Raw genomic sequence first — 19,317 nt, forward strand, 5'->3', positions numbered from 1 at the left:
TTCAACTTTTACAATGCTGAATAACGAGTTGTCCCGATGATTTGGCTTCCGTCCTATGTATCAAAGTGATCCTCCCCAATCGGCAAAAGAAACCCTCCCCACCATGTATGATCTCCCTAGTGAGTTTCCAGAGGAACCGGGTTTGCCAGATCAATTTCATATCTACCAGCCTCGATTATTAGATGAAACCTTTCAACCCTCCACTTATTCAGTTAATGAAATTCTAAGTGCAACTGATCTAAATCTCTATTACGATGTTGAACATTCTCTGTGGCATAAACGCCCTGATTGGTTTGCTGTTGTGGGTGTATCTCGTCTCTATGAAGAAAAAGATCTACGCTTAAGTTATGTAGCTTGGCAAGAGAGAGTCAGTCCTTTAATTGTTGTGGAATTGCTCTCACCAGCAACTGAGAAAGAAGATTTAGGACAGAGTTTGAGAGAGGCTAATCAACCGCCAACGAAATGGCAAGTGTATGAACAAATTTTGCGCATCCCCTATTACGTAGTGTTTAATCGCTACAACGATGAGTTAAGAGTATTTATTTTACATGGAGAACGGTATCAGGAATTAACAGTAGAAGCAGAACGCAGTTTATGGATTCCCAGCTTAGAATTAGGATTGGGGCTGTGGGATGGTTTTTATGAAGGGATTAAGCGCCGTTGGTTACGTTGGTTTGACGGGGAAGGCAATTGGGTTCCAACTCTTGTTGAACAACGGGAACAAGAAAGAAGAATTGCCCAACAAGAACGAGAACGGGCGGAATCAGAAAAACAACGCGCTGATCGATTAGCCCAAAAATTACAGGAACTCGGCATCGATCCCAATGATTTCTCTTAGGGGAGCTTAAGCAAATTTTCCCAATTATCTTTGAGAGTGAATCGAGGATTTGATGTTCGTTACACGAATTCTAAAAGCCACTAATTAGTTGGAATTCGGGGTAAAAATACATTAACTTCTCTTTAATAAGACCCCTTGGGAATCTTTTAATTCAAAATAGGCAAGATTATCAATTTTTAAGCCTGGGGAAGTCATAGCAATTTTCCAATGAGTTAAGTCTAGTTGTAACCAATCGCCTAAAGTAGCGGTAATAGGTTCACCTCCCATGTGGCTTACCATTGCAATCTGTTCCTCTGGAGAATGGGGATTACTTCGCACTCCATAGAAAACAGTATGAGTTTCTTCACTGACTTTATTAAAGCGATCGCTGCCTGGAATTAAATTTTCACTTAACCAAGGATGCTGTTTTCGGAACTGCCGTAAGTTAAGATTAAAAGCTGTTTTCTCAGGGTTTAATGTTTCTTGATAATGAGCAACATTACAGATTTCATAACAATCTTCCATAAACTTTAAGGCAAATTCCTTTAACTTCGGAATATCAATTTCACGAAGAAACTGCATCATTTCTGGACGATTAAGACGCATTAATAGGGGAAACTCACAGCGATCAGTGTCTTCTCCAAGGCAAGAATGATAGGCTTCAATAACAGCATTAAGATCATAATCTCGTTCGATCATTGTAGTTTGCAAAGCCTTCCCAAATTCTCGCAGTTGTTCTAAGGTTTCAAACCCCAAGGATTTTAAGCGAGGAAAAGAGGTATCCTTATTGTAAATTTCTTCCGTAATTTGCCAATCTAAAAAGCCCACTTCTTCTGAGACTACCTTTACCCCATAGCGTTCATCGGTATTGCGGAAAAACATCCAGGGGGCGTGCATTAGGGAGTTAATAAAGTCCATCGGAAGCCCCGGACTAAAGCCATAAACCCATAGATTCGTGGCAGGATTATCATAGGCATTCCCTAAAACTTCTGGTAATGTTTTACCTAAGTTCCAATTAATGGCTTCATGGGGATCAATTTGATTACCACGGCGCACGGTATCATGGTTAGCACAGCCTGTAATCCAGCGATCGCCTTCAAACATGACCTCTGTAACCCGTCGCCATTTCCGTTCCCAAAAGCCTGCTAGAGTAGGAGTATTATGGGCAAAAATTAGTGGCCCCCATTGATAAGATTCGGGTTTGAGGGCAATTAAATCCCGATAAGTAGAAATTTCTTCCCATCCCTCTGCTGGCCAAGGGCGACCATCTTCAAAAATGGTAAACATTAACCGCTTATTCTCACCAATTTCCTGGACAACATCACTCATGGCAAGGAGATAGGCATCATCTTGTTCTACTCTTCCTGATAAGGGATTAAAGAAGCGAAAATCTTGTCCACCATCAACCCGAATACCATCTGCACCTGTATTGAGTTTCCGCCGTTGCATTTCGAGGAAAATTGCTCGAACCGCTGGCAACTGGTGGTTCAAGTCTTGCCCATACATATTGGGCCCTTTGAGGAATTGGCGGTTAATGAGATATTCCGCTTGATTATCGGCATGACCATACACTAAATCATAGATAATTTGAATGGGGCCAGTGGCAAAGTTATGAAGGGTGGCAATAAAATCGATCACCTCATGGGGGCGTAAGCTACCTAAAATGGCTGGGTTGGTGGCACTTGACCCTAAAATTGGGACATCATACCCCCAATCTTGAGTGGTAGGCTTTTTCAGTTCAATTTCTACTTCATCACTGAGAGGAAGATGGGCGGAGTCTGGGGGTTCTGTTTCTGTATCTTCAAAGTTAAAAAATTCACTAATGGGGCTATAATCGTCTCGATATTCAATGGTGGGTTCAATGGGAAGCAGTTGCACTGCATCATAGCCTATATAATTTTCCTCAGCAGGGGTTAGTTCTTGCCCTTGGGCTAATTTGTCGGAAATGTTTTGATAAACACGGGTTAAACCAGCAAATGTTCCTTCTTCAGAGGCAGTTCCGATGTGTAGTTGTAGGATATTATTCGGTGCAGGAACTCGGGGAATATTGCCGTCTTCATCGGTTTTGGCAGTTTCTTGGAAATAGGGTAAGTCAGGACGTTCTTTTTGTAGCTGATTGATGTCATAGACTTCTGCCGGTCCAAAAACGCCATAGGGCAGGGAGTAAGCCACAACATCGCGATCGATTTGCAATTCTTCTCGCGGATCAACGTAGCGTAGCCAGTAGAGACTGCCCAGTTGCTGACGATTGCCTGGACGGATTCCAGCATAGACTCCCCAGAAGTATTCTCCTTGTTGATGCAGGGGAACGCGATCGCGCTTAAATTTAACAGTTTGATGTTTGGCTTGAAAATCTACCTCTGTTATTGGGGTAAAAACTTCTAAATAAATGGCACGGGGGCGCATGACTTCCCCCGTTAGTTCGGGAGTCCAGAAACCAATTTCCGTTAAGCCATCTTCCCGATAATGTGCGCCAAGACGACGGGCTAAGGCTTCCCCTTTTTCTAAATAACTGAGATCACTATGATCAATTTCTGTTGCCCAATTGAGAAGTTCTTGGGTGGGTTCTTCTAGAAGTTGAATTGTTGGTTTTGCTTGTACAACCACGTTTTACCGACTCTCTACAGCGCGATCGCTCTTAGTTTAACGTATGATTTCCCATTTTTAAAAAATTTGTCTGTGATACTCTAGATGAGCTAGGGCTTCTAAAGGGCAGGGCAAGTTGTAATGAGTGAAAATAATCCGCAATTAGTGCAAATAATTCAAGATCGAATTCATAATTCTTCTGGGCAGAAAATTACGTTTGCCGAGTATATGGATTTAGTTTTATATCATCCTCAACAGGGCTATTATAATGCTCACGATATTAATATTGGCAAAAGTGGGGACTTTTTTACTTCTTCTTCTTTGGGAAGTGATTTTGGGGAATTATTAGCCCAGCAATTTGTAGAAATGTGGGAAGTTTTAGGGAAGCCCGTCTCATTTGATTTAGTAGAAATGGGGGCTGGTAAGGGAGAACTCGCTAATGATATTTTAAATTATTTATCGCAACATTATCCTAAATTTTTAAACGTTATTCATTACCATATTATTGAACAATCACCTAGTTTAATTGAGCAACAAGAGGCAAAGCTAAAAAGCTGGCAAGAAAAGGAAGTTAATATCAGTTGGGATGATTGGGAAAATATCCCTGAAGCCTCTTTAACAGGCTGTATATTTTCTAATGAGTTAGTCGATGCTTTTCCCGTTCATCGGGTGCAAATTAAAGAAGGAAAACTAAAAGAAATTTATGTTACTATTTCTTCAGAGCAAGACTCGTCTTTCTTTCAGGAAGTGCTTGATGATATCTCTACAGATGAATTAAGCGATTATTTTTCTAAAATTGGAGTTAATTTCCCCTCTTCTCGTTATGAAGATGGATATCAAACAGAAGTCAATTTAGAGATCATTCCTTGGTTAAACCAAGTATCACGCTGTCTCAAAAAAGGTTATCTTTTGACCATTGACTATGGTTATTTTGCGGAAAAATACTATGATCTTCAGCGCAGTTCTGGAACATTACAGTGTTATTATCAACATCAGCGTCATAATAATCCTTATTATTATATTGGCAACCAAGATATTACCACTCATGTAGATTTTACCGCCCTACAAACTTATGGGAAACAAGTTAACTTAAAACCCCTAAATTTCACACGACAGGCTCTATTTTTAATGGCTTTAGGATTAGGAAATCGCCTTAACCAGTTATCCCAAGGTCATTTTAATGCTATGCAAATTTTACAACGTCGAGATTCCCTTCATCAACTGATTGATCCCATGGGGTTAGGGGGATTTGGGGTTTTATTACAAGGAAAGGCACTGACAGAGGGAGAGATAGAGCAAACACTGCAAGGATTTCAAGAAACCCCTTTCCCCAGTTAATCCCATTACTAAATTACTTTAATGCGTTAATTGCATCATAAAAGATTGGCATCTAGTATATTGTTATACAGTTGCAATAATAATGATTCTATGCCAAAAACAACTGTTGTTCAAAAAAGTGCCAATATTGTTTCTGAAATCATTGAACGTCTCAACGCAGGTGATCCAATTATTCTTCATACGGATACCACGTATGCCTTAATTGCCAATGCTTATAATGAAGAGGCAATTCACTATATTTTTGATATTAAAAAAGGAACAACTCCTCAACCAATGGCGTTGTTTACTCGGGACGATCATGCCCCAGAGTTTTTTAAGGTTGATCATTATTTTAAGCAGTTTTTATCTCATTTCCCCTATCCTGTAACATTAATTGTTAAGCCCAATGAAAATGTACCAGCAGCGGTTAGTAATGGGTTTAAAAATATTTTTGCGGTTTGTCCTGATCAATTTGTTTATGATCTAATTGGGGAAGCCCCTTTTCCTATTGCCGCTACAGCAGCGAGTTTTTTCGGTGGCACTCGCGCAACAACAGTGGAGTTAGCGTTAAGATTTTTTGATGGCAAAATTCCTTATGCTGTAGATGGAGGAACAACCAAACATAAAGGCAGTGGAACATTAATTGATTTAACTGTTGCCCGTCCAGCCATGCTAACTTATGGAGCGGTTTCCTATCATGATGTAATCAAACTTATTCCTGATTTAGAGTTACCATCTCACATGAGAAAGTAATATTGTCTTTTGTCCTTCGTCCTTTGTAAATAAATAACGAATAACAACTTATTTGAGAAAGTAAAGGGCGCATTTGAGGCTTTTTTCATCACTCAAACGCTAGTCTATAAAACTGATCTTCGCTATAAAGAGCTACCTGAGTTTTTTCAGAGATAATTGCCATCTGGATTAAAGTATAAATGACAAAAATCAGAAATAAAAAAGAAATACCAATGACAATACTAAGTAATACCATTTCTCTAAACTCCTGAGAGAGGTTGAGTTATTTATTATTACTATAGTTAACGATCCCTAACAGAAGTTTAAATATGGTTTAAGCAATGGTTAAACTTTTTCCAAAACCAATTTTGTCCTTTGTAAACAAATAACCAATAATAATTTACTTGAGAAAGTTACCGATTTTCTGAGCAGCTTCTTCAAGTTTAGCAGCATCACGGACTAAAGCGATACGAACATAGCCTTCTCCAGACTTGCCAAACCCAGAACCCGGTGCAAGGGCAACTCCCGTTGCTTCGACTAATTGGGTGCAGAAATCCATAGAATTGCCTTGCCAAGCCTCAGGAATTTTTGACCAGAGATATAGAGTCGCATTGGGGGTAGGAACGTCCCAACCAATGTTTCTGAGAGCTTTAACAAGAATATCACGGCGATGTTCAAAAGTATCAACCGTTTTTTGAATACTACTTTGATCTCCCTCTAACGCCGCGATCGCGCCCTTAAGAATTCCCCGATACTGATTAAAATCAATAACAGACTTCACCTGTCGTAGGGCTAAAATTAAATCAGCATTTCCCACTGCAAAGGCAATACGAAAGCCTCCCATATTATAGGATTTAGAAAAGGTAAAAAACTCAATAGAAATGTCCTTATTCCGATCAGCTTGTAAAACCGAAGGGGCTGGCGGTGAACCTGAAAACACCATATCGCCATAGGGAAAATCATGTACGAGCGCGATCGCGTTTTCCTGACAAAACTGCACCGCCTCCTCAAAGAAAGACAATGGCGCTAAAGCAGTAGTGGGGTTATGAGGATAACTTAGCACCATCATCTGGGCTTTTTCTCGCACCTCAGCAGGAATATCAGCAAACACAGGCAGAAAATTATTTTCCGCCAACGTTGGTAGCCAATAAATCTCCCCACCTGCCAAATGAATGCCCCCAGAATGGGAGGGATAACTGGGATCTTGTAATAGCGCGATCTCCCCAGGATCCATTAACGCTAGAGGAAGATGCGCCGTTCCCTCCTGACAACCAATTAGGGTTAACACCTCCGTTTCTGGGTCAATCCTAACCCCATATTTACGCTCAAACCACCTTGCCACTGCCTGACGAAAGGGTTGGGTACTATGAAAAAGGGCATAACCATGAGTATTGGGATCATCAAGAGACGCTTTAATTGCCTCTAAGACATGATCCGCTGCTGGTAAATCCGACGATCCGAGGGAGAGATCAATCACTTCTTTTCCTGCCGCTTTTGCCCTTGCTTTTGCCGCATCCATATCAGCAAAGACATTGCGGCGTAGAGGTTGGAGACGTTGAGCAAATTTCATGATTGGTTATTGGTCATTAGTCATTAGTCATTGGTCACTGCTGTACAAACAACAAAGGACAAACCACAAATTTCGTAACTCAAGCCCTAGTTAAGACAGAAATTGCTCAATATTTGCCTTTAACTTATCCTTAGTGATTGCGCCTTCATGAGACCATTGCACCTGATCATTTTGAATTAATCTTAATGCTGGCACACCTTCTACTTGATAGGTTTTTACCGCTTCGGGATTAGGATCAACCTCCATTTTTAATACTTTGACTTGATCCGCACATTCGTCCGCCACTGCCTCCACAGCAGGAGACACTAAGCGACACGGGCCACACCAAGAAGCCCAAAAATATAGCAACACAGGTTGATTTGCCTGAGAAATTTCTTGAGTTACTTCCGAGTCTGTGGTAGTCGTTAAATTGCTCATAAAATCGTTTTTTACATCACGTCGCCAATAAAAATATTAAAGGATAGAGGGGACTAAGAAACGACAATTTCCCCCCTTTTAATCACATCCTAAGGCAAAATCTTGGGCGTTTAACCATCTAATTGTTTCCGTAACGCCTCTAACTCCGCATCCATTTCACTATCACTGGCAGCGTCTTGATTGGCAGTCTGACTTTCCGTGGAGGCTTCACTGGTACTAGGTTGTTCACTTTCTGGTAACGCCTGTTGATTTTGAGAGGAACCCGAAAGTTGTGCTTTCATTGCCGCTAATTCATCATCAACATCACTTCCTGACTCAAGTTGAGCAAACTGATCCTCAATACCACCGCCTTCACCAGCTAATTCAGCAGCAGCTTGTCCAGTGGCTTCCATTTCCGTGACTTTTTCTTCCATGCGCTCAAAGGCACTCATGGCATTGCTATTACTGAGATTGCCAACCTGTTCTTGTAATTGCTGATTGGCTTTGGCGGCTTTCATCCTTGCGCCAAGCATTTCTTTCTTAGTCTTCGCTTCAGAAATTTTACTTTCTAGGGCAATTAAAGACTTTTTGAGCGTATCAACTTGGCTTTTTTGTTGATCAACTTGGGGTTTGAGAGCTGCGGCGGCATCGGCTGCGGATTTTTTCCGTTGTAAAGCCTGACGAGCCAGATCTTCATCCCCTTTACTTAGAGCCAATTGAGCCCGTTGTTGCCATTTATTGGCTTCTGATTCTTGCTCTTCGTATTGTTTACGACTTCTTTTTTCGGCGGCGATCGCCTTAGCAACAGCTTGGCGTAACTGCACCAAGTCCTCATTCATATCAATGATTGCTTGCTCCAGCATTTTTTCGGGGTCTTCTGCTTTACTAACGAGATCATTGATATTAGAGCGTACAACCCGACCGATGCGATCAAATAGTCCCATAATTTAAATTGTCCTTTGGCAATTTACAACTGATTTACAGATTAATAGTAGTCCGGAGAATAAAATTTTATGCCTGTTCTTACAACCAATGATAAGATGTTGAGGCAATTCTTACTATTACAATCTGTTATTCTTACTTTATCTATGGTAAGACACTCACGCTCAATTCAGGGAAGTGAGAACCCCCAAAACTTTAAATGATTTCTCATTCAATTAAGAAAACAGTTTAGGAAACTTATGGAACTTTTTGACTGGCTAATTGTACTCGGTTATCTCATTTTTGCTTTGCTTGTGGGTTTGGCAGTTTCTAAACGTGGTTCTAGCAGTTTACTAGACTTTTTTGTGTCTGGGCGTTCTCTTCCGTGGTGGCTAGCTGGAACTAGTATGGCAGCGACTACCTTTTCCATTGATACGCCCCTTTATATTGCTGGTGTTGTCGGAACAAGAGGCATTGCTGGCAATTGGGAATGGTGGAATTTTGGCATTGCTCACTTAATTTTGATTTACATTTTTGCCCGTTTGTGGCGAAGATCAGAAATTGTGACGGATGCCGAGTTAACAGAGTTGCGATATGGGGGACGTATGGCAGCTGTTTTACGGGGGACTAAGGCTTTTTTATTTGCGGTTCCCATTAATTGTATTGCTATTGGTTATGCCATGTTAGCCATGGTAAAGGTGATTGATGCTTTAGAGTTATGGCAAAGTTTAGGCTTTGAACCGGGGGATAATTTAAAGTTAGTCAGTGTAATTGGGGTGAGTATTTTTGTTCTCCTTTATTCAGGCTTATCAGGGTTATGGGGGGTTGTTGCTACTGACTTTTTTCAGTTTTTCTTAGGCTTATTTGGGGCAATTGTCGTGGCGGTAGTTGCTGTTAATCATGTAGGAGGAATGCACGAATTAGTACCAGCAGTGCAAGAAGCCACTCGTGAAGATATTTTAGTCTTCTTTCCTTTCACGGCTGATTTACGTTGGAGTGATACCGCAGGGATTAGTTTAACCACGTTTTCTGCTTATTTATTCGTGCAGTGGTGGTCGTTTCGTCGCAGTGATGGCGGTGGGGAGTTTGTGCAACGGTTAGCAGCTGCGAAAGATGAGGGAGAAGCAGAAAAGGCAGTTTGGTTTTTTAATATTCTCCATTATCTTATTCGTACTTGGCCCTGGGTGGTAGTGGCGTTAGTTGCCATGGTGGTTTATCCCGATTTAGATGATCCAGAGTTAGGGTATCCGCGATTAATGTTAGATTTTCTTCCCACTGGAATGTTGGGGTTAGTGGTGGCTTCTCTGGTGGCGGCATTTATGAGTACCGTTTCTACCTCGATTAATTGGGGGGCTTCTTATCTGACTAATGACTTATATCAGCGTTTTATGCGCCCTAATGCCACGCAAGCAGAATTAGTGTTAATGGGACGGGTGGCTTCTGTGATTGTAACCGTATTAGGCGCGATCGCAGCCTTTTTTGCGGATGATGTAGCAACAGTATTTCGTCTGGTTATTGCCATTGGCACTGGCCCCGGGTTAGTCTTAGTTTTACGCTGGTTTTGGTGGCGAATTAATGCGGCGGCGGAGTTAGCTGCCATGGTTGCTGGGTTTATTATTGGCTTAATTACCAGTCTCACTGAAAATGAAATTGTTGAGGATTTTGGAGTCAGATTAATTGTTATCTCGGTTTTAACAGCAATTATTTGGATAACTGCGATGTTAGCCACACCCCCTGAGTCTGATGAAACCCTTGATGAATTTTACCGCCGCGTTCGTCCTAGTGGTTGGGGATGGCGCAGACAAGAAGCACGAACAGGCATTCCCCCTGGACAAGATTTACAGAAAGATATCTTAAGAGTCTTAGCGGCAATTTTCTTACTATTTGGGCTAATGTTAGCCGTGGGCGGCTTCTTATTATTACAACCGCTAACAGGATGGATATCGCTAATTATTGCCGTAATTGGTGGCTTCTGGTTAAGAGCTTTAAATAAGCGTAAAATTAAACCAATGCCTCGACCCGGATTAGATGATGATTAGGGAATTGGTAAAATGAGTAAGCTATACGACTGTATTATTGTGGGATCGGGACCGGCTGGAGCAAGTGCCGCTTATCATTTGGCTAAACGAGGACGATCTGTTTTAATCTTAGAAAAAGAGACACTTCCTCGTTATAAACCTTGTGGCGGTGGTGTCGCCCCAATTATTCAAGATTGGTTTGATTTTGACTTTTCTCCTGCTATTTCTTTAAAAGTATCTCTAAATCACTATACATGGAATAAAGGCGATCCCTTTGAAGCTGAGTTAAACCTTAAAGAACCGATTTGGATGGTAAGGCGAGATGTTTTTGATTACTTTATTGTCCAACAAAGCCAGAAACAAGGGGCGCAGTTACAAGAAAATACTTTAGTGAAAGGAGTAGAATTAGAAACCGATAAAATTATTATTAAAACCGATCAAGGTGATTACACAGGACAATATTTAATTGCTGCTGATGGCGGAAGAGGTCCCTTAGCAAATTGGTTAGGATTTAAAAAGCGCAAACGAATTTTAGCAGGGGCCTTAGAAACAGAAGTTCCGATTAATCATCAAATTTCTCCTAAAGTTTACTTTGAGTTTGGACTGGTTAAGTCTGGTTATTTATGGAATTTCCCGAAAGCGGATGGTTATTCTATTGGAATTGGGGCATTTCATGATCGCGGTTCTCAAAATTTAAAGGAAATTCTTGCCGATTATGCACAACTATTTGCTGTGGATTTAAGTGAGGTTAAACATTACGGACATCCTATTAGTCTTTGGAATGGGAATCAAAAATTACACAGCGATCGCGCTATTCTTGCAGGAGAAGCCGCTTGTGTCGTTGATCCTTTTACTGCTGAAGGAATTCGCCCCTCCATATTTAGTGGGATTAAAGCCGCCGAAGCCATGGATAAAGCCCTAGAGGGAGACAGTAAGGCTTTAGAAAACTATTCTCGCACTATAGCTGAAGAATGGGGAAAAGAGATGATTTGGGCGCAACGATTAGGGAAATTATTTTATCGCTTTCCAGCTTGGGGGTATCAAGTGGGCGTTAAACGAGAAAGTGCAACCAATATTTTGGCTAAAGTACTCACAGGAGAATTGCGCTATTCTCAAGTTGCTCAACGCGGAATTAAGCGATTAGCAGGGGTTAAATGATAAAAAATCGAGGAATTATTCTGCAAATACGGTATCAACTTGAACCCAACGGACAAGCCTTAAGGGATTTTCTGGCTTTCTTGCAAGAATATGGGGAATAAAACAGTTATTAGTTGTAATTCTTGCATTAATTTCCCATTTTCAGCCAGCTAAAGAGTTGATTAGCCGTTAGTTCTAATTCTATTTCTGCTAAGACAGGAAGCACGTCGTTTTCTTGTCGCACGGAGGGAGCGCGATCGCGCCAAAAGACTAAAACACTCTCATCATCAGGATCAATTAACCAACCTAATTCACTGCCATTTTCAAGACAGGAGACAATTTTAGCAATGACTTGGTTGGATTTTTGTTCTGGGGATAAAACCTCAATCACCCAGTTAGGAGGAAGAGAAAATCGATCTGGAACTTGTCCATCAGAGAGAAAAGGAATATTTTGCCATCGGAAGACAGCAATATCAGGAACAATGGAACGATTGGCAAAAGTGCATCTCAGTTCAGGAAATGCATAAGCAATCTTTTTATCTTCAGTGACGAGGTTAATTTCATGACTCAGTTTTCCTTGCAAACGACTATGTCTTCCTTTCGGCATCGGTTTTTGAATAATTTCCCCAGCGATGAATTCGCTTGCGGGTTTGGTTTCGGGAAGTTGTAGGAATTCTTCTAAGGTAATAGGTTTAGAGGAGGTAGTGGTCATAATCACTATCAATAAGGGAAAACCTTGATCTAATCTTTCCTCTATTGTAAGAGGGCAGAATTATTGTTCGAGAGGAATCAAGTTATCTTAGGTGGTGGCTGTCATGGCAGAAATTGCACTTTGACTGCCGAAAACAACGGTTCCGATCACGCGGGAACGTCTCATGTGATAGTCAGAAGTGATTAAGTAAACATGGTGGATGTCATTTTCTTTGAGGGGTTCCACCATGGTAGTGAAGTTAGTGACAGTATCAGTAGCGCGATCGTCAGAGTGGAGACGGTTGGTATCAATTCCAGCTTCTTTGAAGGTTTCACGGGCACTACTAGAACCGACAGAAAGCCAGACTGGCAGTTCGGGATATTTTTAAGCCAATTCACTGGCAGTGCGATGGCGATCTCGGTTACAACTTAAAACTAGGATAGCTTCTGGTTCAGGAACTTGGAGATAGGTTAGCATAATCTGAAGTGGAATAGCGCCTAAAACAGTGATGATAAAAGTGACAATGATTAGCAGAAAGAGACGAGGAAATTTCTTAGCTCGAGGCAACATTGTTCTTTTTCGATTCAGGGAATGAGACAATTAGGCAAACATGGATTCAGTTTTTGCTAGAATGGACTCATCCCAAGGAAAAATTTGGTTAAACTTTCTCTCCCTATTACCCAGTACCATCTTAACGGTACTAACCATAGCTATCGCATTTCTGAGGTTTTATGACCAAGAAGACTTCACCTTCCTCGCAACAATTGAACAACCGCGAGTCTGGAGTAACCGACTCACCGTGGCAGCCCTCGTGGTGGCGTTGGTTGCTTTCGGCGTTGAGTGGGACCGTCGAAATCGAGAAGCAGCACGCGAAGCAGAATCAGAAAGAAGAAGAAGCGCAGAGGAAACACGAGCAGAGAATGAAAGAATTGAGAGAAGACAGCGAGAAATACAGCGCGATCGCGCAACAGCTGAAGAAAGAGAACGAGCAGCTGAGGAAAGAGAACGAGCAGCTCGCCGAGCTCGAATCCAAAATCGAGGAGCTATTTTACAAATACGGTATCAACTCGAACCCAACGAAGCCAACAGACAAGCCTTAAGGGATTTTCTGGCTTTTTTGCAAGAATATGGGGAGTAAAACAGTTATTAGTGGTAATTCTTGGATTAATTTCCCATTTTCAGCCAGCTAAAGAGTTGATTAGCTGTTAGTTCTAATTCTATTTCTGGTAACATAGGAAGCACATCGGTTTCTTGTCGCAGGGAAGGAGCGCGATACGATAAAGACTAAAACACTCTCATCATCGGGATCAATTAACCACGCTAATTCACTGCCATTTTTAAGATAGGAGACAAAATTGCACTTTGAGCTTAATTAATTAGAGTAACTTGTTTGACGAATTAGAATCGTTTCCCCGATCGCGATCGCGCTAGCTACTAATAATAAGGTAATTCCTGCACCGAAAAGTCCCAAAAAACTGATACAAATTCCACTAATAGCGGTAATAATGATATAAGAAAGGGCAACTTGTTGATGAGACCAGCCTTGTTTTTGTAAGCGTTGATAGAGGTGACTGCGGTGGGCTTGAAAGATGTTTTCTCGACGAAGGAGACGACGCACTAGAGTGTAAATGGCATCACCAACAAGGGGAAGGGTAATAGCGACAGCTGACCATGCTTGGGTGGTGGGAACATCGGGAATGAGCAGTGATAGCGCGATCGCGCTTCCTAAAATAGTACTACCAGCATCACCCATAAAAATTGTCGCTGGTGACCAATTCCACCATAAAAAGCCAATTAAAGCAGCCACTAACAGCCATAAAAATGGTTGATCCAGATAAATAGCGAGAAACGCCATTTGAGTAGCACTGACTCCAGCAACTAAGCCATCTAACCCATCCATAAAATTGTAGAAGTTGATGAAGGCAGTGAAACCAATGAGAGTAAGAGTTAAGGCAAGTATAACACCTAGATTGCCCCATGGGGTAAGCCAAGGTTGGGGAAAAGAACCAAATACAGAAACAGCGATCGCGCCTGAGATTAGTTGTACCAGATAGCGAATCCTGGCTTTTACGCCTTGGCGATCATCAATCAAACCGACGATCGTTAAGGGGGTTAGAACTAGCCATATTCCTAGCCACTGTTGCTGAGTTAAGCCTAAAAGGAAAGTTGGTTGATTAAAAGATAACAAAAGCGCGATCGCGCTAATAATAGCAAAAGCAAGGATAAAGCCTAGCCCGCCACCACGGGGAGTTGGTTGGGTATGAGAACTACGAGCATTAGGGATATCTAATAATAGTTGGCTAAAACGTTGTTTAATGAGGGCAACAGTAGTTAAACTCAGCAAAAAACTAAGAAGACAGAGAGAAATTAAAACCATAATTCAGGAAGGCGATTAAGTTTTATTTTAGAGTTGATAATGATGTTTATTATGGCAAAATTGTCGTTTCACTTGGCAATATATAGGTAGAAAATTTGGGCTTTAAACTGGCTCCAGTGCGACCTGTAAATATCCAAACTAAGGAACGAGTGAAATCACGAGCTGCGCGCATTTTAGTTTCTGTATCTCGTTCTGAGGCAACTTCTAAAGGGGTAAAGATAATCCCTCGACTGCCAAAAACAACGGTTCCAATTGCGCGGGGGTAGTACTGAATAGTAATGGTAAGCTAGAAGAATGTGGTTTGCTTGTCGCGGGGGAAAATTAGGTTGAGCTTCTATATTTAGTTTTCTAAGGTTTGCTCTTAATAAACCAATCCACGGTATGTTGTAAGCCTTCAGTTACTGAAAATGGGGGGTTCCAATCAAGGGTGGTTCTAATTTTGTTGTTATCAACGGTAAGAGAGCCTGCTAAACGTTTAATTGTGTCTTCTTTGCCTAGTGGTTTAGCGATCACAGTTAGGAATTGAGGGGTAATGGGAATTAACATGGGAGATTTTCCCATGGCTTTACCGAGTTGGTTGATTAAACTAGGGGTTGATAAGTCTTCTCCATCACTAATCAGGAAGGTTTGGTTTTTCGCCTTGGGATGGGAAATGCAGGTGGTTATGGCGTTAACTAAGTTACCAACATAAAGGAGGCTACGATGATTATTAATTCCTCCAAGGGGTAAAGGTAAGCCTGTTTTCACTAGTTTTAGCAAGCGTTCCATATTTCCAGGATTATTGGGACCGTAAATTAACGGCGGACGTAAAATGGTCCAAGTCATGGTACTATTTTCACATAGTTCCTTGAGGGCTTGTTCTGCTTTTAGCTTACTACGACCATAAGGGGTGTCGGGTTGACAAGGAAAGGTTTCGGTTAGTATTTGTTCACTTGTTGTTGCCATTGCGCCAATAGAACTCATGAATATGAAGTGTTTTACTCCCTGCGCGATCGCTGGTTTGACTAAGTTAGCAGTGGCTGCAGTATTAGTTTGATAAAATGCTGTTTCAGGATCAGTGGAGGTGTCTTGGAGGATATGAGCGCGGGCAGCAAGGTGAATAACGCAATCAACTCCTATTAAGGCTTTACTCCAGTCTGTGGTTTCGTCTATGTTATTAATTTGGATGGGGGTTACATGTTGGGAAGTTTGAGGTGAGCTTTGGCGAGTGGTTATTTTGAGGGAGAAGTTATTTTGTTCTAGCTGTGGAAGTAAGTGGCTGCCAATAAAGCCTGTAGCCCCTGTTATTAAAATAGATTTCATTGTTTACCCTTCTCTGATAAAACTTCTTTATAAATGCTCAATGTTTTTTTTAGCATTCGTTCAAAAGTAAATTCCTTTTCATAACGTTCTCGCCCTGCTTTTCCCATTTTTGTTCTGAGATCGGGATTTTTAACTAAAAGCATTAGTTTTTCTTCTAAAGCTAGAACATTTTGACGGGGAATACAAAACCCTGTCACACCATCTAATACTGATTCTTTAACGCCTCCTACGTCAGTCGCTACAACAGGTAAACCAGCTCTCATTGCTTCTAAAATTGTTCGGGGAAATCCTTCCCAGTGGGAAATTAAAACGAAAATACTAGCTTTGGCTAAGAAATGCGATACGTCTGAAGAAAGACCTAAAAAGTTAACTCGATCCTGAATTTCTAATTTTTTACTAAGGTGTTTAATTTCTTCTAAACGAGGGCCATCACCAATTAAATTAACTTCTACTTGGGGAATGTTTTTGATTGCTTTTAGTAAGGTCGAGTGATCTTTTTGCTGGTCGAATCTTGCAACCATAATAATAGATACAGGATTAGACTGACTGGGATCTGCTTTTAAGTTAGGTGATATGTCTGGCATTCCATTATGAACTGTTGTCAGTTTTTTAGGATTCATCCCTGAAGCAATGCCAATTTGACGATCTTGTTCGGAGACACAAATAATACGATCAGCTAAGGGAGCTGCCATTACTTCTAAAGTACGGTAAATGCTTCTTTTGGGTTGAGGAACCCCTTTTGTGAAAGCCCAGCCATGGGCGGTAAAAAGACAAGGGATATTATTGAGTTTACAAGCAATGCGCCCTAAAATTCCTGCCTTACTAGAATGGGTACTGACGAGATCAGGATTGTAATGTTGAATGAGTTGTTTTAATTCAGCAAGAGTTTTTCCGTCTTGATAAGGTTTAATGGGTTGTACTAAACTTTTGCAGGCAACATTGGGAATATCATACTGTTCTAAAACTTGATTATAAATTCCTTTTTTGCCTGTTATTACTTGTACTTCTTCTCCTTGTTTTTTTAAGTAGTAAGTTGTGTCTCGTACATGAATTAGTGATCCTCCAAAAGTATCAGTTCTAGTAACGATAAATAATAATTTCATTTCATATATGGCATTTTCAAATGGAATGTAAACAACATGAAAACTAAATGCTAAAATTTACTTTTACCGAAAAATCCTGCGCCCAATGTCCGTAAGCAATCCCATCTTGATGTTGTCGCCACCATCGGTGTTGCTTAAAGGCTTCATCAATCAGACTAATAAAGGTTTCTGCAATTTGGCTAGTTTGAGCCAATTTTAGGTTATTTTGACTATCGCACTACCCAAGGAGTTGTGGAGGGTATCAACAAAAAAAATCAAGCTGATTAAAAGGAGAGCCTTTGGTTTAATAAGTTCGATAATTTTAGAAGAAAAGTGCTGTTACATTGGAGCTTTTGTTGCTAATTTGCCATACTTACTTTAGAAGAGCCAAAATTTCTAAGTTTTTTCCCACCACTCTGGAATTTTATCTTGGAAAGCACGACTCGTATGAATGGGAGCATTATCGATCACTACGACGGTTAGCTGTTCAATTTTTTCAGCAAAGTGAAGGCGCGATCGCGCTTTTTGGAAGTAGCTTCACTAATTCTCGACTTACCCGTTGTAAATCGGAGTCAAGCATTTCTTTCACGGTAATTCTGTGGGAGTTGAGTTAGCCATTACGCCCAATTATTTGGAGATATAATTACCAAGCGTTTTCCACCAACATCTGTTGGCTTGCTAATTCTTCAGTAATACCTTTGTTGTTATCCATGTCTAATCACACTTTGGTATTATTGGTTGGCAGAACTTAGATTAGATTTTTTTCTAAATTTTACTGTTTCCTTAATTGTAAACATACTACCCCCTCCTTTTTGTCGAGCGTCTCAATAATAAAGAAGCTCTACAGTGGAGGGACGGAGATCTGAATTGACCGTCAACGCCCAGCTCCTAGGCAAAACGTAATTTTTTTGTCTGTGTGCTGGAGCAGAGCTTAGCCCATCTGATCCTGATTGTCAACAAGCTAAACTAATTTTTAGAAGGCTATTTTTGATCGATTAACACAATTCACTCTTTATAAATGACAAAAATGATACATTGTTCAAAACATGAATCTTTTATGAATAAGAAGAATTATTTTTTCGTTAACTTTCGTCAAGTCATATTTTTGGTAAGCCTCATTATTTTAAGCTGTAGCTTACCATTGAGTAGTTGCACTCCTTTTAATGTTAACGGCTCAACTCAAAACAGAGTTGAATTAACCCTCTGGCATGGCATTAATCCGCCCCCGAATCGAGAAGTTTTCCAAGAGTTAGTTAATCAATTTAATGAGAATCATCAAAATATTAAGGTTAATCCGATTTATATTGGTCAGCCTGACGGACAATTACCGAAAATCTTAACCGCGTTTGTCGGGGATGTTCCTCCCGATATGCTCTGGTTTGTTCCCCAATTAACGGGGAAATTAGTTGATTTAGGGGCAATTCGATCTTTAGATGACTGGTTCAATGAATCACCATTAAAAGATGAAATAGAACCCGTTTTATTGGAAAGTATGGAGTTAAATGGTCACATTTGGTCAATTCCTTTTGGCACTAATAATGCTGGAGTGTTTTATCGTCCATCTTTATTTGAAGAGGCTGGAATTGAAACTATACCTGAAACATGGGACGAGTTAGAAGAAACGGCAGAAAAATTAACTAAAGATTTTGATGAGGATGGACGCATTGATCAGCATGGGATGTTTTTATCTCTAGGAAAAGGAGAGTGGACTGTTTTTACTTGGCTTCCTTTTGTCTATAGTGCTAATGGTCAATTATTAAGCGATAATGGACAACCAAATTTAGTCAATTCGGGAGCAATTTCGGCACTTGAATTTGGGTCAAATTTAGTAAAAAATAATTGGGCAGTATTATCAGCGCCAGAACGAGGATATGAGTTGGATAACTTTCTATCAGGGGATGTAGCGATGCAAGTTACGGGGCCATGGACATTGGGACAGTTAAGTGATACAGAGATTGATTACGATGTCTTTCCATTTCCGAAAAAAGAACAACAAGCTGCGGTGGTAGGAGGAGAAAATTTATTTGTATTTAAAACAGATTCTAAGCGGGAAAAAGCCTGTTTTGAGTTTTTAGAGTATGTTTTAAGTGAAGAGTTTCAAACTGAGTGGGCTTTACAAACTGGATATTTACCCGTAAATGTTAAATCTAAACAAAGTAAACGATATCAGGAGTTTGTGGAAGATAATCCTGTCTTGGAAGTATTTTTGAAACAAATGGAAGTATCAAAAGTCCGTCCAATTATTCCTAATTATAATCGCTTATCTGAAAATTTCGGTCGAGCAATTGAAGCGAGTTTATTGAGAGAAAAAGAGCCTAAATCTGCTTTAGAAGAATCGCAACAACGTTTAGATTTTATTTTTAATGATTGA

Annotated in this window: 21 protein-coding genes; 8 read left to right on the forward strand and 13 right to left on the reverse strand. The window is 40.6% G+C overall.

The window, feature by feature from the left end; translation table 11 throughout:
• Positions 1–55: 55 nt before the first annotated feature.
• Entirely contained in the window at positions 56–838 is a 783-nt protein-coding gene (locus FRE64_RS05145) for a Uma2 family endonuclease (RefSeq protein ID WP_146294969.1), read from the forward strand.
• A gap of 111 nt (positions 839–949) precedes the next feature.
• On the opposite strand, the gene gghA is transcribed toward FRE64_RS05145, so the two are convergent.
• A complete protein-coding gene (gghA, locus tag FRE64_RS05150; RefSeq protein ID WP_146294970.1) occupies positions 950–3,424 on the reverse strand; it encodes a glucosylglycerol hydrolase in 2,475 nt (824 codons plus the stop codon).
• Between the two features lie 120 nt (positions 3,425–3,544).
• Here gghA and FRE64_RS05155 point away from each other — a divergent pair, with 120 nt between their 5' ends.
• Together FRE64_RS05155 and FRE64_RS05160 are read left to right on the forward strand one after the other, a co-directional pair.
• Positions 3,545–4,741: a class I SAM-dependent methyltransferase gene (locus tag FRE64_RS05155; RefSeq protein WP_146294971.1), complete on the forward strand. Its 1,197-nt coding sequence runs from the start codon at positions 3,545–3,547 to the stop codon at positions 4,739–4,741.
• Positions 4,742–4,831: 90 nt separating this feature from the next.
• Positions 4,832–5,473, forward strand: coding sequence for an L-threonylcarbamoyladenylate synthase (locus tag FRE64_RS05160; protein WP_146294972.1), 642 nt, complete (start codon positions 4,832–4,834; stop codon positions 5,471–5,473).
• Positions 5,474–5,561: 88 nt separating this feature from the next.
• Here the strand turns inward: FRE64_RS05160 and FRE64_RS17400 are convergent, their stop codons facing one another.
• The 4 genes from FRE64_RS17400 to FRE64_RS05175 all read right to left on the reverse strand — a co-directional run bounded on the left by FRE64_RS17400 (position 5,562) and on the right by FRE64_RS05175 (position 8,362).
• Positions 5,562–5,708, reverse strand: coding sequence for a hypothetical protein (locus FRE64_RS17400; protein WP_186708986.1), 147 nt, complete (start codon positions 5,706–5,708; stop codon positions 5,562–5,564).
• A gap of 144 nt (positions 5,709–5,852) precedes the next feature.
• Positions 5,853–7,022, reverse strand: coding sequence for an LL-diaminopimelate aminotransferase (locus FRE64_RS05165; protein WP_146294973.1), 1,170 nt, complete (start codon positions 7,020–7,022; stop codon positions 5,853–5,855).
• A 90-nt stretch (positions 7,023–7,112) separates the two neighbouring features.
• Positions 7,113–7,439, reverse strand: coding sequence for a thioredoxin family protein (locus FRE64_RS05170; protein ID WP_146294974.1), 327 nt, complete (start codon positions 7,437–7,439; stop codon positions 7,113–7,115).
• Positions 7,440–7,549: 110 nt separating this feature from the next.
• Positions 7,550–8,362: a PspA/IM30 family protein gene (locus FRE64_RS05175; RefSeq protein ID WP_146294975.1), complete on the reverse strand. Its 813-nt coding sequence runs from the start codon at positions 8,360–8,362 to the stop codon at positions 7,550–7,552.
• A gap of 237 nt (positions 8,363–8,599) precedes the next feature.
• Between FRE64_RS05175 and FRE64_RS05180 the strand changes: the two genes are divergently transcribed.
• On the forward strand, positions 8,600–10,378 hold the full coding sequence (locus FRE64_RS05180; RefSeq protein WP_146294976.1) for a sodium:solute symporter family protein: 1,779 nt from the start codon (positions 8,600–8,602) through the stop codon (positions 10,376–10,378).
• Between the two features lie 12 nt (positions 10,379–10,390).
• Positions 10,391–11,515 carry a geranylgeranyl reductase family protein gene (locus tag FRE64_RS05185; protein ID WP_146294977.1) on the forward strand — a complete coding sequence of 375 codons (1,125 nt, stop codon included), beginning with the start codon at positions 10,391–10,393 and terminating at the stop codon, positions 11,513–11,515.
• Positions 11,516–11,642: 127 nt separating this feature from the next.
• On the opposite strand, the gene FRE64_RS05190 is transcribed toward FRE64_RS05185, so the two are convergent.
• On the reverse strand, positions 11,643–12,206 hold the full coding sequence (locus FRE64_RS05190) for a Uma2 family endonuclease (protein WP_146294978.1): 564 nt from the start codon (positions 12,204–12,206) through the stop codon (positions 11,643–11,645).
• An 87-nt stretch (positions 12,207–12,293) separates the two neighbouring features.
• Positions 12,294–12,497 (reverse strand): YdcF family protein, encoded by a 204-nt coding sequence (locus FRE64_RS18245; RefSeq protein ID WP_390622268.1) that lies wholly within the window; start codon positions 12,495–12,497, stop codon positions 12,294–12,296.
• Here FRE64_RS18245 and FRE64_RS17820 point away from each other — a divergent pair.
• Positions 12,433–12,573, forward strand: a complete 141-nt coding sequence (locus FRE64_RS17820) for a hypothetical protein (protein WP_246140399.1) — start codon at positions 12,433–12,435, stop codon at positions 12,571–12,573. The two genes, FRE64_RS18245 and FRE64_RS17820, sit on opposite strands and share 65 nt — an antisense overlap.
• Here the strand turns inward: FRE64_RS17820 and FRE64_RS05200 are convergent.
• A complete protein-coding gene (locus tag FRE64_RS05200) occupies positions 12,570–12,755 on the reverse strand; it encodes a hypothetical protein (RefSeq protein WP_146294979.1) in 186 nt (61 codons plus the stop codon). The two genes, FRE64_RS17820 and FRE64_RS05200, sit on opposite strands and share 4 nt — an antisense overlap.
• Before the next feature lie 40 nt (positions 12,756–12,795).
• Here FRE64_RS05200 and FRE64_RS05205 point away from each other — a divergent pair, with 40 nt between their 5' ends.
• Complete coding sequence (locus FRE64_RS05205) at positions 12,796–13,323, forward strand: hypothetical protein (RefSeq protein ID WP_246140400.1); 528 nt, start codon at positions 12,796–12,798, stop codon at positions 13,321–13,323.
• A gap of 234 nt (positions 13,324–13,557) precedes the next feature.
• Here the strand turns inward: FRE64_RS05205 and FRE64_RS05215 are convergent, their stop codons facing one another.
• The 5 genes from FRE64_RS05215 to FRE64_RS17405 all read right to left on the reverse strand — a co-directional run bounded on the left by FRE64_RS05215 (position 13,558) and on the right by FRE64_RS17405 (position 17,160).
• Positions 13,558–14,562 (reverse strand): MraY family glycosyltransferase, encoded by a 1,005-nt coding sequence (locus FRE64_RS05215; RefSeq protein WP_146294980.1) that lies wholly within the window; start codon positions 14,560–14,562, stop codon positions 13,558–13,560.
• A 49-nt stretch (positions 14,563–14,611) separates the two neighbouring features.
• The gene (locus tag FRE64_RS18070) at positions 14,612–14,734 is read right to left on the reverse strand and encodes a hypothetical protein (RefSeq protein ID WP_281286897.1); all 123 of its coding nucleotides are present in this window, start codon (positions 14,732–14,734) and stop codon (positions 14,612–14,614) included.
• A gap of 176 nt (positions 14,735–14,910) precedes the next feature.
• Positions 14,911–15,864: an NAD-dependent epimerase/dehydratase family protein gene (locus FRE64_RS05220; RefSeq protein ID WP_146294981.1), complete on the reverse strand. Its 954-nt coding sequence runs from the start codon at positions 15,862–15,864 to the stop codon at positions 14,911–14,913.
• Positions 15,861–16,967, reverse strand: a complete 1,107-nt coding sequence (locus tag FRE64_RS05225; RefSeq protein WP_146294982.1) for a glycosyltransferase family 4 protein — start codon at positions 16,965–16,967, stop codon at positions 15,861–15,863. Before FRE64_RS05225 ends, FRE64_RS05220 begins: the two co-directional genes overlap by 4 nt.
• Positions 16,968–17,010: 43 nt before the next feature.
• On the reverse strand, positions 17,011–17,160 hold the full coding sequence (locus FRE64_RS17405) for a hypothetical protein (protein ID WP_186708989.1): 150 nt from the start codon (positions 17,158–17,160) through the stop codon (positions 17,011–17,013).
• Positions 17,161–18,003: 843 nt separating this feature from the next.
• On the opposite strand from FRE64_RS17405, the gene FRE64_RS05230 reads away from it, so the two are divergent.
• On the forward strand, positions 18,004–19,317 hold the full coding sequence (locus FRE64_RS05230) for an ABC transporter substrate-binding protein (protein ID WP_146294983.1): 1,314 nt from the start codon (positions 18,004–18,006) through the stop codon (positions 19,315–19,317).

The organism is Euhalothece natronophila Z-M001 (genome assembly GCF_007904085.1).
Classification (GTDB): Bacteria; Cyanobacteriota; Cyanobacteriia; order Cyanobacteriales; family Rubidibacteraceae; genus Halothece; species Halothece natronophila.

What these genes read in the sequence shown, in the direction of transcription:
- FRE64_RS05145 (WP_146294969.1), top strand. Translation starts at nt 56, where the DNA reads ATGTATCAAAGTGATCCTCCCCAATCGGCAAAAGAAACCCTCCCCACC.
- FRE64_RS05155 (WP_146294971.1), top strand. Translation starts at nt 3,545, where the DNA reads ATGAGTGAAAATAATCCGCAATTAGTGCAAATAATTCAAGATCGAATT.
- FRE64_RS05160 (WP_146294972.1), top strand. Translation starts at nt 4,832, where the DNA reads ATGCCAAAAACAACTGTTGTTCAAAAAAGTGCCAATATTGTTTCTGAA.
- FRE64_RS17400 (WP_186708986.1), bottom strand. Translation starts at nt 5,708, where the DNA reads ATGGTATTACTTAGTATTGTCATTGGTATTTCTTTTTTATTTCTGATT.
- FRE64_RS05165 (WP_146294973.1), bottom strand. Translation starts at nt 7,022, where the DNA reads ATGAAATTTGCTCAACGTCTCCAACCTCTACGCCGCAATGTCTTTGCT.
- FRE64_RS05170 (WP_146294974.1), bottom strand. Translation starts at nt 7,439, where the DNA reads ATGAGCAATTTAACGACTACCACAGACTCGGAAGTAACTCAAGAAATT.
- FRE64_RS05175 (WP_146294975.1), bottom strand. Translation starts at nt 8,362, where the DNA reads ATGGGACTATTTGATCGCATCGGTCGGGTTGTACGCTCTAATATCAAT.
- FRE64_RS05180 (WP_146294976.1), top strand. Translation starts at nt 8,600, where the DNA reads ATGGAACTTTTTGACTGGCTAATTGTACTCGGTTATCTCATTTTTGCT.
- FRE64_RS05185 (WP_146294977.1), top strand. Translation starts at nt 10,391, where the DNA reads ATGAGTAAGCTATACGACTGTATTATTGTGGGATCGGGACCGGCTGGA.
- FRE64_RS05190 (WP_146294978.1), bottom strand. Translation starts at nt 12,206, where the DNA reads ATGACCACTACCTCCTCTAAACCTATTACCTTAGAAGAATTCCTACAA.
- FRE64_RS17820 (WP_246140399.1), top strand. Translation starts at nt 12,433, where the DNA reads ATGGTAGTGAAGTTAGTGACAGTATCAGTAGCGCGATCGTCAGAGTGG.
- FRE64_RS05200 (WP_146294979.1), bottom strand. Translation starts at nt 12,755, where the DNA reads ATGTTGCCTCGAGCTAAGAAATTTCCTCGTCTCTTTCTGCTAATCATT.
- FRE64_RS05205 (WP_246140400.1), top strand. Translation starts at nt 12,796, where the DNA reads ATGGATTCAGTTTTTGCTAGAATGGACTCATCCCAAGGAAAAATTTGG.
- FRE64_RS05215 (WP_146294980.1), bottom strand. Translation starts at nt 14,562, where the DNA reads ATGGTTTTAATTTCTCTCTGTCTTCTTAGTTTTTTGCTGAGTTTAACT.
- FRE64_RS18070 (WP_281286897.1), bottom strand. Translation starts at nt 14,734, where the DNA reads ATGCGCGCAGCTCGTGATTTCACTCGTTCCTTAGTTTGGATATTTACA.
- FRE64_RS05220 (WP_146294981.1), bottom strand. Translation starts at nt 15,864, where the DNA reads ATGAAATCTATTTTAATAACAGGGGCTACAGGCTTTATTGGCAGCCAC.
- FRE64_RS05225 (WP_146294982.1), bottom strand. Translation starts at nt 16,967, where the DNA reads ATGAAATTATTATTTATCGTTACTAGAACTGATACTTTTGGAGGATCA.
- FRE64_RS05230 (WP_146294983.1), top strand. Translation starts at nt 18,004, where the DNA reads ATGAATAAGAAGAATTATTTTTTCGTTAACTTTCGTCAAGTCATATTT.